The organism is Pseudoalteromonas fuliginea (genome assembly GCF_000690055.1).
GTDB classification, from domain to species: domain Bacteria; phylum Pseudomonadota; class Gammaproteobacteria; order Enterobacterales; family Alteromonadaceae; genus Pseudoalteromonas; species Pseudoalteromonas fuliginea.
Window position 1 is genome coordinate 48,178 of sequence record NZ_JJNZ01000065.1, and the last position, 18,752, is coordinate 66,929.

The 18,752-nt window shown below is 35.7% G+C and carries 17 protein-coding genes; all 17 read left to right on the plus strand.

What is annotated here, in order from left to right; genetic code table 11:
• The 17 genes from rfbA (at nt 1) to DC53_RS04480 (ending at nt 18,742) form a co-directional block, all read left to right on the plus strand.
• Nucleotides 1-876, plus strand: coding sequence for a glucose-1-phosphate thymidylyltransferase RfbA (gene rfbA, locus DC53_RS04545; RefSeq protein ID WP_033031222.1), 876 nt, complete (start codon nt 1-3; stop codon nt 874-876).
• A 3-nt stretch (nt 877-879) separates the two neighbouring features.
• Nucleotides 880-1,956, plus strand: a complete 1,077-nt coding sequence (locus DC53_RS04540) for a DegT/DnrJ/EryC1/StrS family aminotransferase (RefSeq protein WP_081824587.1) — start codon at nt 880-882, stop codon at nt 1,954-1,956.
• Nucleotides 1,953-2,642 (plus strand): WbqC family protein, encoded by a 690-nt coding sequence (locus DC53_RS04535; protein WP_033031225.1) that lies wholly within the window; start codon nt 1,953-1,955, stop codon nt 2,640-2,642. Before DC53_RS04540 ends, DC53_RS04535 begins: the two co-directional genes overlap by 4 nt.
• A gap of 3 nt (nt 2,643-2,645) precedes the next feature.
• Nucleotides 2,646-3,596: a hypothetical protein gene (locus tag DC53_RS04530; protein ID WP_033031227.1), complete on the plus strand. Its 951-nt coding sequence runs from the start codon at nt 2,646-2,648 to the stop codon at nt 3,594-3,596.
• Between the two features lie 27 nt (nt 3,597-3,623).
• Nucleotides 3,624-4,142 (plus strand): GNAT family N-acetyltransferase, encoded by a 519-nt coding sequence (locus DC53_RS04525; RefSeq protein WP_239462847.1) that lies wholly within the window; start codon nt 3,624-3,626, stop codon nt 4,140-4,142.
• A gap of 8 nt (nt 4,143-4,150) precedes the next feature.
• On the plus strand, nt 4,151-5,662 hold the full coding sequence (locus DC53_RS04520; RefSeq protein ID WP_033031233.1) for an oligosaccharide flippase family protein: 1,512 nt from the start codon (nt 4,151-4,153) through the stop codon (nt 5,660-5,662).
• Nucleotides 5,659-6,588, plus strand: a complete 930-nt coding sequence (locus tag DC53_RS21410) for a glycosyltransferase (protein ID WP_050484160.1) — start codon at nt 5,659-5,661, stop codon at nt 6,586-6,588. Before DC53_RS04520 ends, DC53_RS21410 begins: the two co-directional genes overlap by 4 nt.
• Before the next feature lie 18 nt (nt 6,589-6,606).
• Entirely contained in the window at nt 6,607-8,511 is a 1,905-nt protein-coding gene (gene asnB, locus DC53_RS04515) for an asparagine synthase (glutamine-hydrolyzing) (RefSeq protein WP_033031235.1), read from the plus strand.
• Entirely contained in the window at nt 8,508-9,746 is a 1,239-nt protein-coding gene (locus DC53_RS04510; RefSeq protein ID WP_033031237.1) for a hypothetical protein, read from the plus strand. Before asnB ends, DC53_RS04510 begins: the two co-directional genes overlap by 4 nt.
• Nucleotides 9,747-9,842: 96 nt before the next feature.
• Nucleotides 9,843-10,178, plus strand: a complete 336-nt coding sequence (locus DC53_RS0120685) for an LbetaH domain-containing protein (RefSeq protein ID WP_050484161.1) — start codon at nt 9,843-9,845, stop codon at nt 10,176-10,178.
• An 84-nt stretch (nt 10,179-10,262) separates the two neighbouring features.
• Entirely contained in the window at nt 10,263-11,363 is a 1,101-nt protein-coding gene (locus tag DC53_RS04505) for a glycosyltransferase (protein WP_081824588.1), read from the plus strand.
• A gap of 94 nt (nt 11,364-11,457) precedes the next feature.
• Nucleotides 11,458-12,342, plus strand: a complete 885-nt coding sequence (locus tag DC53_RS04500) for a hypothetical protein (protein ID WP_033031241.1) — start codon at nt 11,458-11,460, stop codon at nt 12,340-12,342.
• Nucleotides 12,343-14,484, plus strand: a complete 2,142-nt coding sequence (locus DC53_RS04495) for a bi-domain-containing oxidoreductase (protein WP_033031243.1) — start codon at nt 12,343-12,345, stop codon at nt 14,482-14,484.
• Entirely contained in the window at nt 14,481-16,295 is a 1,815-nt protein-coding gene (locus tag DC53_RS0120690) for a heparinase II/III family protein (RefSeq protein WP_033031245.1), read from the plus strand. The genes DC53_RS04495 and DC53_RS0120690 overlap by 4 nt, the downstream gene beginning before the upstream one ends.
• A gap of 2 nt (nt 16,296-16,297) precedes the next feature.
• The gene (locus DC53_RS04490) at nt 16,298-17,515 is read left to right on the plus strand and encodes a glycosyltransferase family 4 protein (RefSeq protein ID WP_033031247.1); all 1,218 of its coding nucleotides are present in this window, start codon (nt 16,298-16,300) and stop codon (nt 17,513-17,515) included.
• On the plus strand, nt 17,512-18,108 hold the full coding sequence (locus tag DC53_RS04485) for a sugar transferase (RefSeq protein WP_033031249.1): 597 nt from the start codon (nt 17,512-17,514) through the stop codon (nt 18,106-18,108). Before DC53_RS04490 ends, DC53_RS04485 begins: the two co-directional genes overlap by 4 nt.
• Entirely contained in the window at nt 18,101-18,742 is a 642-nt protein-coding gene (locus DC53_RS04480) for an acetyltransferase (RefSeq protein ID WP_033031251.1), read from the plus strand. Before DC53_RS04485 ends, DC53_RS04480 begins: the two co-directional genes overlap by 8 nt.
• Nucleotides 18,743-18,752 lie beyond the last annotated feature (10 nt).

Here is an 18,752-nt window from a genome sequence, read left to right on the forward strand (position 1 = left end):
ATGAAAGGAATTATTCTTGCGGGCGGCTCGGGCACTCGCCTTTACCCTATAACAATGGGTGTATCAAAGCAGTTACTGCCTATTTATGATAAGCCAATGATTTATTATCCACTGTCGGTATTGATGCTAGCTGGCATTCGTGAAGTGCTTATTATAACTACCCCTGAAGATAGAGATTCATTTAAACGTTTGTTAGGTGATGGTTCACGATTTGGTATTAAACTTAGTTACACCATACAACCTAGCCCTGATGGCTTAGCGCAAGCGTTTATTTTAGGCGAAGAGTTTATAGGTAGCGACGATGTGTGTTTAGTACTTGGAGATAATATTTTTTATGGACAAGGCTTTACACCTAAATTAAAACAGGCTGTAGAGAATGCTAAAAGTGGTCAAGGTGCGACTGTTTTTGGTTACCAAGTTAAAGATCCTGAACGATTTGGTGTAGTCGAATTTAATGAACAACAAAAAGCGATTTCAATTGAAGAGAAGCCAGTTAAGCCAAAGTCACACTTTGCAGTAACAGGTCTTTATTTTTATGATAATTCCGTAGTTGAACTAGCTAAAAAAGTTGAGCCTTCAACGCGTGGTGAGCTTGAAATTACCTGCCTTAACGAAATGTATTTAGAGGAAGGTAAGCTAAATGTTGAGATGCTTGGTCGTGGTTTTGCTTGGTTAGATACTGGCACGCACGAAAGCCTGCTTGAAGCCGCACAATTTGTAGAGACTATAGAAAAACGGCAAGGCTATAAAATCGCATGTTTGGAAGAAATTGCATTTAATTATGGCTGGTTAAGTAAGCAAGAGCTTGAAGTACTAGCAAAACCATTTTTAAAAAATAGTTATGGCCAATACCTAATGCAATTGATAAAAGATTAAATAATGATAGCACTTAATAAACCACTAACCCCAGACTTAACGAAGTTGACTGCTTATTTAGCGCAAGTCAACCAGAGTGGCTGGTACACTAATTTTGGTCCATTGCATGAGCAACTCACGAAGCGTCTAGAGGCATACCTAGGTGTTGAAAACTTATTGCTAGTCTCTAATGGTACTGTCGCAATTCAAGTCGCTTGTAAAGCATTAAATATTAATTCAGCTATTACAACTCCTTTTACTTTTGTAGCAACGACCAGCTCATTGTTGTGGCAAGGCATTGACACAGCATTCAGTGATATTGATATGCACAGCTATAACTTATGCCCAATAGCACTTGATAAAGCGCTCGCAAAAGATAGTAACTACGATGGCGTAGTTGCAACTCATGTCTATGGTAACCCATGTAATGTTCACGATATAGCTGAGGTCGCCAATAAGTATAATAAAAAAGTAATTTACGATGCGGCACATGCTTTTGATGTGAAAATAGCTGGGCAATCAGTGCTTAATTATGGTGATGCAAGCACGTTAAGTTTTCATGCTACTAAGGTTTTCCATACGGTTGAAGGTGGCGCTATTATTTTCAAATGTAAGGCTGATTTTGATAAAGCTAAGCAACTGATTAATTTTGGTATACAAGCTAATGGAACACTAGGCGCGGCAGGTATCAATGCCAAACTTAACGAATACCAATGCGCTGTAGGTTTAACATTACTTGATGATATTGAAAGTGTTATAAAGCATCGAACAGCACTATTTGATAACTACACAAATCAGTTGAAAGATGTGGTTGAATTACCACAATGGCATTCGCAAGCAAGCCTCAATGGTGCTTATATGCCTATATACATCGCGGATGCACAAAAGCAGAAAGATGTAATGCAAGCTCTGGCTAAAAATGATATTCAATGCCGTCGCTATTTTACACCCTCACTTGATCTAGCCTATAGCAAACAAAAAAGCTTTGGTTGCGGCAACAGTCAAAAGGTAGCAGGCGGGATCATTTGTTTACCATTGCATAACTCTATGAGCGCTGAAGATGTGTTAACCGTCACTAACGTTATTAAGGAAATACTATGAGCTTTGCTGTAATGCAGCCTTATTTATTCCCTTATTTAGGTTATTATCAATTGGTCAATGCTGTAGATAAATTTGTTTTTTATGACGATGTAACCTTTATAAAAGGAGGCTACATAAATCGGAATAACATTCTATCAAATGGTAAAGCTCAGCGCTTTACTATCCCGGTGCCTGGCATGTCATCAAATACATTAATTAATGAACTAAGCTTTGATAAAAATATAAAAAAAATACTTAAAACAATTGAACAAAGTTATAAAAAAGCCCCTTACTTTGAGCATGTTTTTCCACTTATTAAATCCGTATTGAATAATGAAAACAGACGTGTGGATCATCTTTGTGCGAAGAGTATTTCAGTCGTGTTTGATTATTTAGGTATTAGTAAAGACTTTTATTATTCAAGTGAACTCGAGTATAACCGTGACTTATCTGCTGCTGATAAGTTGATAGCGATGGCTAGTGTTTTAAAATCAAATGATTACATAAATAGCCCTGGTGGAAAGTCGCTTTATGATAAAGAATATTTCGCTAAAAAAGAAATATCTTTATCGTTTATCGAAACTGAAAAATATGAATACTCACAAAATAATGACGAATTTATTCCTCATTTATCGATGATAGATGTATTGATGTGGAATAACAAAATACAAGTTGTTGAGCTATTAGATAAATATAAGTTGGTCTAACTGATGGCTATTGGTGGGTATAATCAATTACCATTAATCAGTTTAGATACACAATTAGGCTCTGATGCCTATCAATTTCAATCAGCTCGAGCAGCTTTATACGCGTACTTAAATACCGCGAAAATTAAAACGCTGTATGTACCAAATTATATTTGCGATAGTATTTTTCCAGCACTTAAGTCATTAACTGTCGAGGTTAAGTTTTATTCGGTTAATGAGCAGTTACTTCCTGCAAGTTGTCCAAAGCAAATAAATAAAAGCAACAGTAGAATACTTTTAGTGAATTATTTTGGTTTGTTAAATGAGCAAATCAAAACGTTAACTGCCGTATCTCCTGAGTTATTTATTGTTGATAACTCACAAGCTTTGTTTAGTGAGCACATAGATGGTACGACAAGTATTTACTCGCCGCGTAAATTTTTAGGCATACCCGATGGTGGGCTGCTGAGAACAGAAATAAAAATTAATATGCCAGAAGCTCTATATGATGCTAGCGAAAATGTAGGGCATTTGTTACTTCGTGCTGCAGGTGATGTGCAAGCAGGGTACGCGCGGTTTTTAGCCGCGGAGCAGGCGCTTGAATGCTTTATACCAAAAAAGATATCAGTAATATCGGCTCACCTAATTAAATGCGCAGACATAAACGCAATTAAAGAGAAACGACGGCGTAACTATAAAATTTTATATAATAAGTTTAAATCAATAAATCAGTTAAATCTTCCTGTAGATGATCATGTACCACTTTGTTACCCACTAAAAATTAGTTTTAATGTTACTGGTATTTGTAAGGAACTTGTTAGTAGTGCTGTTTATTTACCTAGATACTGGTGTAGTCATCATAGCGGTAGTGTAGGGAAAGATATGTTTGAAAACACTTTGTTTTTACCTGTTGACGAGCGTATTAGCACAACTGAATTACTGCAGCTGGTTAAATTAATTAGAAACAAGCTATAAGTTTAAAATGCTTGTCAAAAGAGATAAATGATGAAAGAGATTTGTTTAAGAGAATTATCTATAGCAGATATGGAAGTTTTAAATGAATGGCGAAATACAAAAAAAACCGTTGATTACTTAGGTGCAAATTTTCGCTATGTGGATATAGCTATAGATAAAAAGTGGTTTGAAAATTATCAGAATAATAGAGCGAATAATGTTCGTTTAGCCATCTGCTGCCAAGAAACTAATCAGTTATTAGGTGCTGTTTATTTGCTTAATATAGATTGGCTTAACCGTAATACGGAGTTTGCAATTTGGTTAGGTGATGAAAGCATTAGAGGACAAGGGGTTGGAGAGCGTGCTACGACACTTGCTTTAGAACATGCATTTTTAGATTTAAATTTACATAGGGTATATTTAACTGTTTTAGAAAAAAACCAAGCGGCAATAGGGTTATATAACAAGGTAGGCTTCAAAAAAGAAGGCACTTTGGTGGACGCAGTTTACAAAAATGGGAGATATATCAACATGACTTCAATGGCAATAATTAAGAAAAATAATTAAGCGATATTATGTCATTGAAGAAAAATATAATAGCAAATTATGTCAGTCAAATATATGTAACTGCTATAGGAATACTGATACTACCTTACTATATAGAGTATATGGGAGCGGAAGCTTATGGTTTAGTTGGCTTTTTTGTACTGTTACAAGCTTGGTTTAATTTGCTTGACTTAGGTTTAACACCCACAATTAGCAGAGAAACAGCTCGTTTTAAGTCAGGAGCTACGACCCCTTTAGGATTTCGTCAAATATATAGAGCGTTGAATGTTATATTTTTTATTATTGCGTTAGTTGGGGGTCTCTTTTTATATTTGTTATCTGAACTTGTTGCTAAAAAATGGTTGAATTTCGATAGTCTAGACACGGATAGTGTAATTTTCTCTGTAAAGATAATGGCACTTACAGTGGCATGTAGATGGCTTTGTGGCCTCTACAGAGGGGTGATAACTGGAAGTGAAAACCTCGTATGGCTTAGCTACTTTAATATAGTTATGGCTACATTAAGAGCTTTAGGTGTATTTGTTGTAATGTTCAAGTTTGGATTTACAATTTTTATCTTTTTTGTCTACCAGCTAATAATAGCGTTTGTAGAAACCTTAATTCTATTTAACAAATCGCGTACATTGTTACCCTCTATAAACTCTAACCTAGAAGTAATTGGCTGGTCTTTAAAGCCATTATTACCTGTACTGAAATTTTCAATGACTATCGCTTTTACTGCATCTATTTGGGTATTAGTTACTCAAACGGATAAGTTGGTGCTTTCAAATGTATTACCATTAGCTGAGTATGGTTATTTCACTTTAGCGGTTTTAGTTGCTGGGGGGATTATGATAATAAGTGGTCCAATTAGTAATGCTGTATTACCTAGAATGACATCATTATTTGCTCAGAATAAAAATATTGAAATGCTAAACGTGTATCACAACGCAACTCAATTGGTTGCAATCATTGGTGGTGCAGCAGCAATTACTATCTTCTTTAGTGCTGAAAGCTTGCTATTTGCATGGACTGGGGATAAACATTTGTCTGAAGCTGTAGCACCGATATTACGTCTGTATGTTATAGGGAACAGCTTTTTAATAATTACTTCATTTCCTTATTATCTTCAATATGCAAAGGGTAATTTGAAATATCATTTGTATGGTAACTTTATATTTGCGGGTATTTTAATTCCAGCCATAGTACTAGCCGCTAAGTATTATGGTGCAGTGGGGGCAGGCTACACATGGGTTATTATAAATTTTTTATTTTTAACGTTTTGGGTAGGATTTATTCATTATAAGATTGAACCTGGTTTACATCTCAAATGGCTATTTAATAATGTTATATTTGTGTGCATACCAGCAGTATGTGTAGGTTATATTATTCATTATATATTATTTGAACCTGTAACTAGATTAGATAACTTTTATGTAGTTATAAGCACCGGTATACCTGTTTTTTTAACTTCTTTATTTTTTTCTCCTATAGCAAGAAAGGTTTTAGGTGAAAAATATTTCAATAAGGTAATGTCTTGACCCAAAATAGTAAAGTTAAAGTATCTGTTTGTGTTGTCACTTATAACCAAGAAAATTATATTCGTGATTGCCTAGAAAGCATAGTGAATCAAAGTACTAATTTTAATTTTGAAGTAATCGTCAGTGACGACTGCTCTACTGATCGTACGGCTGAAATCATTCAAGAATATGCTGATAAATATGCGTTTATTAGACCTGTTTTACGAAGAGTAAATGTAGGAGCAGGCACCAACTACTTTGATGCACATAATTTAGCCATTGGTGAATATGTTAGTCATTGTGATGGTGATGATCTGTTTTTGCCAGACAAGCTCCAAAAACAAGCTGATCTACTTGATGAAAAACCTTTTATTTCGATGACAACTCATGCTGTTAAAGTTATAGATAGTCAAGAAGTGATTGGGGCAGACCCCAAGTTACCTATAATAGCGAGCGTTGAGCAATTAGTATCTCTTGGGACATACTTTGTGCATAGTAGTGTTATGTATCGATACAAATGTAGAAAGAAATATCCTGAAGGATTTGAGGCTGTAGATTTCTATGTTTATATTGATACAGCAATTAATGGTTCTATTTATTTAGATAAATCAGTGCTTGGTTGTTATCGCAAACATAGTGGTGGTGTATCATCAAACCCTATTTATAAATCAGCGATAGAAAATTTTTATCTTGATGCCTATAATTTAGCCCTTAGCTTAGGGGTAAATAAAGCAATAGTAAAAAAAGCGCAAGTACATAAAAAGCTTGCTTTCTCTTTAAGGTGTTGTTTTTCTGGGGATTACTCTGGTTTTAAAAGGCTGATTGAACTTTCGGCTGAAGAGTATAAATATGCAACTTGGTTGCATAAGTTTTTACATTTAACAAGATATTTCTCTTTGATTTTTCGTCTTATTTATTCATTTAAAAAAATAAAAAATAAAAAATAATTTAGTAGAGACTTTTGCATGTGTGGTTTTGCCGGTTTTATAAGTATAAAGAAGACTATAGATTTTGGAGCGGAATCTGTAGTTAGGGATATGTTAAGTAAAATTAATCATCGAGGACCCGATGATTCAGGTACTTGGATAGAGGATGGCGTTGCTTTTGGGCATCAACGCTTATCTATTCATGATTTATCTCCGCTAGGTCATCAGCCTATGCACTCCCATTCAAATCGGTTTGTTGTTGTATTCAATGGCGAGATTTATAATTTCTTAGAGCTTAAAGAAGAGCTTGTAGCATCGGGAAGTGTGTTTAAAAGTGAATCTGATACAGAAGTATTATTAGCCTGTATTGAAAAGTGGGGAGTGGAAGCCTCACTTAATAAATTTACAGGCATGTTCGCTTTTGCTTTGTGGGATAAAGAAAACAAACAATTATATTTAGCTCGCGATCGCATGGGTGAAAAACCTCTTTATTATTCGATTCTACCGAGTGGTATTGTTTTTGGTTCGCAATTAGGTTGCTTAACTCAGCATCCTCTTTTTGATAAAGAGCTAGATAGGAATGCTATTGGATTATATTTAAGACATGGTTATATTCCTGCACCTTTTAGTGTTTATAAAAACACTAAAAAATTAATGCCAGGTAATTTTTTAGCTATTGATCTTAGAGATAATGAAACAATAGCTAGTCCGCCAGCCGCATATTGGTCATTTAAAAACGTGAGTGAAACATATAAAAATAAAGATAGAATAAATGATCCAAAATTAGCATTAAGTGAACTAGATGTATTAATCAGTAAAAGTGTAGAGCAACAATCTCAAGCAGATGTGCCTCTTGGGGCGTTTTTATCTGGCGGAATTGACTCGTCTTTAATTACATCTTATATGCAATCTCAGTCCTCTAAACCAATTAATACTTTCACAATTGGTTTCAAAGATCCTAAGTATAATGAAGCTAAATTTGCTAAAGAAATAGCAAACCATTTAGGTACAAATCATACAGAGCATTATATAGACCAGTCTGATTTGTTATCAGTAGTTCCCAAACTCCCACTTGTTTATGATGAACCATTTGCAGATTCATCGCAGTTACCTACATATATAGTAGGAGCTTTAGCAAAACAAAAAGTAACAGTGGCGTTATCTGGCGATGGCGGTGATGAGTTATTTTGTGGCTATAGTCGTTATGAGAGAACTTACCAACGCTGGAATAAGGTTAGCAAAATTCCAGAGCCAATCCGTGGCTTAATAAATAGTACAAGTAAACATATTAATGTTTTAAATAATGTTCATAACTTTAAAGCTATGGGTAAAAGTACCCATGGACTAATACGAAGTTTGGACTATTTAGGTTGTACTGATTTTAATTCTTTTTATAAGCGCTCAGTATCTACCCTTATGAATGTAGAATCACTTGTAAAAGGGGCTTTGCCCATTTTTTCAGCTTATGATGAGCAAGCTGAGTATGATTTATATAGTCACATGATGAATGCTGATTCTATGCAATATTTACCAGATGATATTTTAGTAAAAGTTGATCGAGCTTTCATGGGCTCGAGCCTAGAAGGGCGTATTCCTTTACTTGATCATAATATTGTAGAATTTTCAAAAAAAATCCCTGTTAGTGTTCATAGATTTGATGGAAAAGGGAAATATTTATTAAGAGAGCTTCTGTATAAAAAAGTACCTAAAAAATTAATTGAGCGTCCAAAAATGGGGTTTGCTATTCCGCTTGACGATTGGCTAAGAGGTGCTTTGAATGAGTGGGCTAACAATTTACTTTGCCCATCAAGATTAAAGCGAGATGATATTTTTGATGTTACTTTCGTTGCAAAGATGTGGGAACAACACCAAAGCAAAGTCAATAACTGGGGAACATTACTATGGTCAATTTTAATGTTTAATGCTTGGTTAGATGAACAATGAAACTACCAAAGCTAACAATTAAAACATCTCAAGAAGGCTTTTTGTTTAAGTCTTTATTGTTGGTTTTAACATTTTTCTATTTATTTCAATTAAAGTTTTTAAAATTTGAGTGGATGCCAGCTACGCGGCTCGTTTTTTTACTATGTACTTTAACTATTGGCTTAAAATTACTTTATTTTTTTAAAAAGGATATTGAAAGAAATGTAATCTTTTATTTTTTCCAATTCTCAGTTTTCTTGTATGTTATTTTTCAAGTTATTTTTTTATCTACAGATTTTGGGATGTTGAGTAAAATAATAGTGTTTTTAGTTTTTACTCTTTATATGGCGGCCGCAGCATCATTTTTTTTTAATGATGTACGGCACCTCTTAAAAGTAATTGTGATTTGCTGTTGTATACAATCGGTAATGATATTTATTTCTTTTATATTTCCTGGATACAGAGATTGGCTTTCAACAGTTATGGTTGAGGGCGGCAACATTCCCTTCACTGACCCATTTAGAGTACCAGGCTTTTCTACAGGATCTGGTGCAAGTTTAGCGTTGACCATATCAGTGGGTGTTTTTGCTTCTATGGCGCTTTACTGGCGCTCAACAATGTTAAAGCGTAAATTATTATATTTATTTATATCTTTGTTTATGAGTGCATCTTGCATTTTGGTAGGTAAGTTAGGTTTGTTTCTTAGTTTATTTTATATTCTTATTTTTTTTATAATAGCATCGAGCAATTTGAAACATACGTTTTTTATAGTACTGACATTTTTTCTTAGTTTATTTATTTTATATTTTAGCTTAGAAATTGATTGGGAGGCAATAGCTTACCCATTAGAACGTTCTTTTTCGATTTTTTTAAAGGGAGAAGATGCAACTGCTGGCGCATTAGCTAAAATGCCTATACCAGCTCTTGAAATAACCACTATCATAGGCACTGGGTTGGCTGCAAAAGCTAATGGTCTAAATGCCTCAGGCAGTGATATAGGGTATGTTCAAACTTATTATGGTTTTGGGTTAGTCGTTTCTATTTTATTTTACGGTAGTTTCTTTTTTTACTTAGTCCGCAGTATTTTAAAGTTAGATAACTCAGTCAACAAGCTGTTGTGTATCGTTTTTTTTATGCCTTTATTTATAATTGAGTTCAAAGAACCATTCATTACTAAAATAATTTATCCGTTAATTTTACTAATTTTAATCTTCTTATCACAAAAAGAAATGGGAATGAAAAATGCTCAAAGATGATTGGCGACGTACTTATGAGTTAGTTCTAGGCGGTCGATTGAAGAAAATATAGGCTGCTATAGAACCCCGGTTTTCACGCAATCGTAACGTATCGGTATGGGCAATGGGTTAAGCAAAATATATAATTCGTATCTTTTTAGAGCCATGGTGTTTTTTCAGTATCATCGTATGTGCAGTAAGTGGGGAATTGAGATTCCTCGGGTTGAAAATATAGATACAGGCCTTTATATCGAGCATCATGGAGGGGTTGTCGTTTCTAGCCAAACAAAGATAGGTAAAAATGTTAATCTATCGCAAGGTGTTATAATCGGAATTTCTGGGAAAGGAGATAGACGAGGAGTTCCAGTAATTGGAAATAATGTTTATACCGCACCTGGAGCAAAAGTGTTGGGGAAGATAACGATAGGAAATAATGTGTCTATTGACAGCTAACGCTGTCGTTAATCAAGATATTCTGGATAATTCTATTGTAGTTCTATCTCCAGGTTGTATTGTTTTAGATAAAAAATAAGCTTAATGATGAAAAAAAAAATTCCAATATTGCTAGTTATTGATCATTTCGGTTCAGGTGGCGCACAAAGGCAAATTGTTAATATTGCTAACGGGTTAGTTGAAGCAGGTGAAAATGTTCATATATTAATATACTACCCCGAGTTTACACATCACAGAGCTAACTTAAATAATCGAGTTGTGGTTCATGAAGCGGTTAAATCCAATAAGCTTGGTTTCTCTGTGGTATTTAAATTGCTCGGTTTATTATATAAGTATAATTATAAAAGCGCTCTTGCTTTTTTAAACACTCCTGCATTTTATTTGGAGTTGGCGAGTTTGTTTTATGTGAAAAAAATAACACTTACTTATTCAGAAAGAACCTCACTTGAGCTAATGCCAACAGGCCTTTTAAGTAAAATAAGATACAAATTTCATGGCGTATGTAAAAACATCACTTCAAATTCAATTGTTCAATCTGAGAAATTAAAGTTAGTTCATGTTAACAAAAATGTTGTTTATATCCCCAATGCTATGCCAGAGCCTTTTTTTGACATTGAAATCAATCCTAAAGCCATTGAGGAGCGGATATTCACTGTTGTAGCGCATACCACGCCATTTAAAAATTTCAGATATATTGCAGAAGCGCTTATATTATATAAAACAAATTTTTTATCTCCAGTACCTAAAATATATTGGTATGGTCGAATTATAAAATCGGATGAATTTAAAGAAGTTGAAAATTTATTACAGCAGCATGATTTAACTGAAAATTTAGTGTTTCGTGGTCCGTCTGAGGATATTCCACACGTATTAGAGAGTTCATTCATGTTAATTCATCCGTCCAAATTCGAGTCATCGTCTAACTCAGTTGCAGAGGCGTTAGCAACAGGTACTCCAACAATACTTGGCAATATTTCTGATCATGAAATTATTTTAAAAGATTCTTCTGCCGGTTTTTTAGTTGATTTAGAAAAGCCTATTGAGTTATCGCGTTGTTTAGAGGCTGCCACAAAAATTGATTCTATTGAATATCAGCAGTTGTGTGAAAATGCTAAATATTATGCAACAGAGAATTTTAAGTCTGAAAGTGTTTTAAAAAAATATATAAAACTACTCAATGATTAATTTTTTATATGAAAGAGGGACGCAATAAGTACTTAATGTCATAATATGCAAAATAGATATTTTTTATAAATTCAATTTAAGTGATCAGGTTATTATGAGTATATGTGTTGCTGGAAGGTTTCCACCACCAATCGGTGGCGTTAGTGTTTATGTTACAAGACGTTACGCTGAATTACTCAAAACTTCAGAGCAAGTTACAAAATTAGATTTCTCAGAAAAGAACTTTTTATTTAATTTGTTTAACTCAAAAGCTCAAAAGTATGAGGTTAACTCTCTTAATTTATATGTTGTTTTAGCATTTTTATTTTTAGGGAAGATAAGAAATAGTGTTTTTATCGATCATAATGCTTCAAGACACTATAGCGGTATTAAGAAAAAGCTACTATTAGCTATTTTAAAATATTGTCACGGAGTTTATGTTGTTAATCCGAAGTTAGTCTTTTTTTATCCACCTCAGTTTAATGTAAAGTTGATATCACCTTTCGTAGCACCTGACGAGTCAGAGCATAATTCTATAGTTGAAAATTATCCACGACCTGTAAAAAACTTTATAGAGGATGGTTGTTTTACGGTTAATTCTGCTTGGAAATATATTCCTTATGAAGGGGAAGATTTATATGGTGTAGGGACAAGTTTAAAACTGCTTGATGCTATACCTAGCATGAAATTATTATTGGTTATAGGTTTATACGAACCAGAGGTATTGTCTGATGAGTGTAAAAAATTAATAGATAAACATACTCAATCAGGTCGCCTTTGTATTTTAACTGGCCAACATCAACTTTGGCCCGTGTTTAAGAAAAAGCCAATTTGTTTAAGGTTAACACCAACAGATGGCGATAGCGTTAGTGTGAGAGAAGCATTATATTTTTCTTGCTTGACTATAGCTTCTAATTCAATCGCTCGTCCAAAAGGGTGTGTGATTTATGAATATGATTCTTTCGAAGATTTAAAAAGAGTATTAATAGAGCATTTATAAATGAAACAAATATTACAAGATATGGCCAAAGGGGGCTCAACTATAGTTGAAGCTCCTGCTCCCCAGGTAACAAAAAATAATGTAGTGATAAACACTACAACTACGCTCATATCTGCAGGTACTGAGAGAATGCTCGTTGATTTTGGTAAAGCTAACCTAATTGATAAAGCACGTGCCCAGCCTGATAAAGTTAAAATGGTGCTTGAAAAAGTACAAACGGATGGTTTGATGACTACAGTTGATGCTGTGAAGTCTAAGCTTGCTCAGCCATTACCGTTGGGTTACTGCAATGTAGGTGTAGTTGAAAGCGCAGGAATAGGTGCTGAGAGTTTTAAAGCTGGTGACCGAGTTGTATCTAATGGGCCTCATGCTGACGTAGTGCGAGTTGCAAAAAACTTAGTTGCAAAAATACCGAGTAATGTTTCTGATGAAGAAGCTGCTTTTACAGTTGTTGCAAGTATTGGTCTACAAGGCATACGTTTAGCGAACCCAACAATGGGTGAGTGTTTTGTTGTTACAGGTGTTGGCCTAATTGGTTTGTTAACAGTTCAAATGCTAAGGGCTCAGGGATGTAGAGTATTAGCAATTGATTTTGACCAATCAAAGCTTGATTTAGCTAAGCAGTTTGGCGCAGAAATTTGCAACCCCGGTAAAGGTGAAGACCCAGTTGCCGCTGGGATGACATTTAGTCGCGGGGTTGGCGTAGATGGTGTAATTATTACAGCCTCAACTAAATCAAACGACCCTGCAACCCAAGCAGCTAGAATGAGTCGTAAACGTGGCCGTATTATTTTAGTGGGGGTAATTGGCCTTGAACTAAATCGTGCTGACTTTTATGAAAAAGAGCTGACTTTTCAGGTTTCATGTTCTTATGGCCCTGGCCGTTATGATCCTAGTTACGAAGAGCAAGGTAATGATTACCCACTAGCATTTGTGCGCTGGACTGAGCAGCGTAATTTTGAAGCAATACTTGATATGATGTCGTGTGGTCAAGTCGATGTTAAGCCATTAATTACACATCGATTTAAATTCGAATACTCAAATGATGCCTATGATTTATTAACAACAGATAAAAGTGCTTTGGGTATTTTGCTACAGTTTGAATCTGATTCAGTAAGTCGTCATGAAAGAATCATAAATTTAAAAGCAGCACCTGAGTATCAACCCGATGATGCTATAGTCGGCTTTATTGGTGCTGGCAACTATGCATCACGTATGTTGATCCCTGCCTTTAAAAAAGCGGGAGCGCAACTTCATAGTATTTCAACTTCTGGTGGTATTAACGGTGTAATTCATGGTGAGAAGGCAGGCTTCAGCGAGGCGACCACTGATACACAGAGTATGATTGAAAATTCAAGCATCAATACTATTGCTATTGTTACTCAGCATAATAGCCATGCATATTTTGTTCAACAAGCGCTTAAGGCAGGCAAAAACGTATTTGTAGAAAAACCGTTAGCAATAACTCATGAAGAACTAGCCGAAGTTAAGACTGCTTATGAGGATGCTATTAAAGCAGAAAAACCACCTAAATTGATGGTTGGTTTTAATCGACGTTTTTCACCTCAAATACAAAAAATGAAAGCACTATTAGCACCGATTAAAGAGCCTAAATCATTTATTATGACAATGAATGCTGGCAGCATTCCAGCCGATCATTGGACGCAAAATAATAATGTTGGAGGTGGACGCATTATTGGTGAGGCCTGTCACTTTATCGATTTAATGCGTTACTTAGCTGGTAGTGAAATTGTAAGTGTTCAAGCTCGTAGAATGGGTGACACCAACGCAGTTGATATAACAGAAGATAAAGCGGCAATTATTCTTGGCTTTGCTGATGGATCATTTGGAACTATTCATTATTTAGCAAATGGTGCTGCTAGCTTTCCAAAAGAAAGAATCGAAGTGTTTGCAGCGGGCGGGACATTGCAGTTGGATAACTTTATAAAACTTAAAGGTTTTGGCTGGAAAGGGTTTAAGAAGCTTAATTTATGGAAACAAGATAAGGGCCAAACAACTTGCTCGGCAGCCTTCATTGATTCTATAAAAAAAGGTACCACAGCACCAATACCGGCTGATGAGTTATTTGAAGTTGCTAAGATAACCATTGATGTTGCAGAGCAGTTGCGCATACAAAAATGAATTTAATCAAAGTTAAAACAGCACTCGGATTAGGTTTACCAAACCTAGCCCGAGTGTTTACGTATCAGCTTGGGCTAAAAACAGGGTTTAATAAAGTAAAAAATATTACCTCTGAAATTAAATCAGGTGACTTTTTTACTCCATATGTAGGTCCTACAGTTAATAGCCCATGTAATGCTCAGTGGTTTAATAAGCATACTTATTTTGGTGTCGAATCAGGTAGAGCTGAAATTCCCAATTGGCATCAAAGCTGTTTAAATAAAGAGTTAACTCCTTGTGACATACCTTGGTATTTAATTGGGGACTTTGATGAGCAGTTAGGTGATATTAAAGGCGTTTGGGAAGCATCACGCTTTGATTGGGTCGTCAGTTTTGCTCAACAAGTAGCAAGCGGCGATAAAGGCGCTCTTATTAAGTTAAATGTCTGGGTGACCGGCTGGGTTAAGAGCAATCCTCCCTACAACGGAGTTAATTGGAAGTGTGGACAAGAAGCTTCAATAAGGGTAATGCATTTAGCTCTAGCCGCTTTATTGCTAAAACAAACCCAAAATACGACTCCAGCACTATTAAGTTTAATTAAAGCACATTTAAAGAGAATATCGCCTACTGTTATGTACGCGGTTGCTCAAGATAACAATCATGGAACTTCTGAAGCTGCGGCGCTTTATATTGGCGGTTCGTGGTTAGTACTAAACGGTGATAATGACGGTGTTAAATGGCAGAAACAGGGTTTAAAGTGGCTTGAGAATAGATCTAAGAAATTAATTGAAACAGATGGAAGCTTTAGCCAACACTCTGTAAATTACCACCGAGTTATGCTCGATACCTATAGTTTTTCCGAAGTATGGCGCCAAAAACACAGCCTACCTTCGTTTTCAGAGCCTTTGTATATAAAGTTAAAAGCTGCTACCAATTGGTTATTTTATTTTACAGACTCTATATCTGGAGATGCTCCAAATCTTGGTGCTAACGACGGGGCACGCTTAATTCCGCTAACAAGTACTGATTATAGAGACTTTAGGCCGAGTGTTCAGCTTGCCAGTACATTGTTTTTCAAAAAAGCGGCGTATAATTTTAGTGGTGATTTTAATGTGCCACTTAAGTGGCTAAAATTAGAAAAACCTAACCAATGTATAGCAAACAAAGTTGCAAAAGACTTTACAGATGGTGGCTATACTTATTTGAGCGCGGCAAACGCTGCGCTTTATTTTAACTACCCCATGTTTAAGTTTAGACCCAGTCAGAGTGATGCCTTGCACATCGATTTTTGGTTGAATGATCAAAATATATTTCGCGATGGAGGCACATTTAGCTACAATGCTGGGAAAAAATATATTGATTATTATGGTGGAGTAAAAAGTCATAATACGATTGAATTTGATTCGCACGATCAAATGCCTCGTTTGAGCCGTTTTTTACTAGGTGACTGGGTAAAAACTATTCATAAGAAAACTCTCATAGTTGCAGGTAGCGAGCAACAAATTAGTGCTGGGTATAAAGATAGATTTGGCTGCAAACATATACGCGTGATTAGTTTACAGCCACATTTATTAACCGTACAAGACACTATTAGTGGATTTAAGCAAAAGGCTGTACTGCGTTTTCGGCTTTCTCCAATAGATTGGACATTAGCAGGGGATAGCCTTGTAAGTGAATTTTGCACAATTGATTTTTCGGCGAATATGAATATAACTCGTATTGAACTAACTACAGGTTTTGAATCTCGCTATTACCACCAAGAAATTGAAATACCAGTACTCGAAATAGAAGTTAACGAGCCTGGAACATTGACCACGGAAGTAAAATTTTAATTATGAATGTTTTATATTTTCATCAGCACTTTTCTACGCCTAGCGGCTCTACAGGCATCCGTTCTTATGAAATGGCACAGCGGTTATTAAAACATGGACATCAAGTGACTATGGTGTGTGGTAGTTATGGCGGTGGAGAAACGGGTTTAACTCCCAGCTTTATCAAAGGTCGCAGGGAAGGAGTGGTTGATGGTATTCATATAATTGAATTTGATTTAGCTTATTCTAATGCTGATGGGTTAGTAAAACGTGCTGGCACATTTTTAAAGTTTGCAACTAAGAGTGTCGGTATAGCGCTAACGTACAAATATGATGTTCTTTTTGCAACTACAACCCCTCTGACTGCTGGAATACCTGGCATATTTGCACGCTGGTTACGAGGTAAACCTTTCGTATTTGAGGTTCGGGACTTATGGCCTGAACTACCAAAAGAGATGGGAGTGATAAAAAACCCCTTAGTTTTAGCTGCAATGTCTATGCTTGAGTGGTGCTCGTACCGCTCTGCTAATCGCTGTATAGGTTTATCGCCCGGTATCGTTGAAGGTATTAAAAAATGCGGTGTAAAAGCAAGTAAAATAGAAATAGTACCAAATGGATGTGATTTAACTATATTTGCTGAGGATGTTACCCCCTGGCGGCCTGATGGTGTAGCTGATACAGATTTAATGGCTGTATTTACTGGTACTCACGGACAAGCCAATGGCTTGGATGCTGCATTGGATGCAGCAGCTGAACTAAAGGTACGTGGTCGTGACGATATTAAACTGGTACTTGTTGGTCAAGGTAAGTTAAAGCAAAGCTTGCAGGCTCGAGCTGAATTAGAAAAGTTGGATAATGTGATATTCCACCCACCAGTTAATAAAAGTAAGCTAGCAGAATTAATGAAAGGGGCTGACATTGGCTTGCAATTATTAGCGAATATACCCGCTTTTTATTACGGTACATCGCCAAATAAGTTTTTTGATTATATTTCAGCTGGTTTACCTGTACTTAACAATTATCCGGGTTGGTTAGCGAGTATGATTAAAGATAATAATTGTGGATACGCAATTGAACCTGATAATGCAATAGCATTTGCTGACGCATTAATAAATGCCGCAGATAATAGGGAGTTATTACCTGAGATGGGTGAAAGAGCACAAGTTCTGGCTAAGCGCGATTTTAATCGTCATAATTTAGCGGATAAGTGGGTGGCTTGGGTTACCGGAGTAAAGAAATGAAGCGCACCTTCGATTTTATAGTTGCCCTCAGTGTATTGCTTACTTTATTACCATTAATAATTATAGTTGCGATATTAATTCGTTTAAAATTAGGTTCACCTATATTGTTTACTCAAAATCGTCCTGGTTTGAATAGCTATATTTTTAAAATGATGAAGTTTAGAAGCATGCTCGATGCCAAAGATAAGCACGGTAACTTGCTTCCAGATAACGAAAGGATGACTAAATTTGGTGCTTTTTTACGCTCAACTAGTTTAGACGAGCTACCTGGTTTGTTTAATGTTATCAAAGGCGATATGAGCTTAGTTGGGCCAAGACCACTACTAGTACAGTATTTACCGCTGTATAATTCAGAACAAGTTAAACGCCACAATGTAAGACCTGGTATAACTGGTTGGGCACAAGTAAATGGTCGTAATGCAATTGGCTGGGATGAAAAATTTAAGCTTGATGTATGGTATGTAGACAATCAAAGTCTCCTCCTCGATATGAAAATATTACTGTTAACAGTAAAAAAAGTTTTTGTAAGAGAGGGCATCAGTGCTGATGGGCACGTCACTATTGAACCTTTTAAAGGTTCTAATAATGACTAAGCCAGCTTTAAAAACGCTGGCTATTTTAGGGGCTAGCGGCCACGGTAAAATAATAGCTGATATTGCGGAGCAGCTAGGCTTTAGTGTTAGCTTTTATGATGATGCATATCCTAATAAAAAAAATATAGAGCATTGGTCTGTTGTAGGTACATTTTCAGATTTGCTTAATGTACCTAGTAACAACATGAATGTTGCTGTTGCTATAGGTGACAATAATACTCGAGAAGAAAAAATTAAAACGTTAGCCAAAAATGGCTACACACTTCCAATCCTAATACACCCAAGTGCAATTATAAGTAAATATGCTCAAATAGATTCTGGGTCTGTTATAGCTGCTAATGCTGTCATTAACGCTTTTGTAGTAATAGGCCGTGGCTGTATAATTAATACCTCAGCTATAATTGAGCATGATTGTAAAATAGGTGACTTTACGCATATTTGCCCAGGCACTGCATTAGCTGGCGGGGTTAGCGTCGGGCGAAGTAGTTGGCTAGGTATTGGAAGTAAAGTAAAACAACTTATTAATATTGGCGATAATACATTAATTGGTGCAGGTAGTTTGGTTGTTAAAGATATACCATCTGGTGTAATTGCTTACGGCTCTCCTTGCACTAAAGTTTCAGAAAATAGTTAAGCCTTATCAT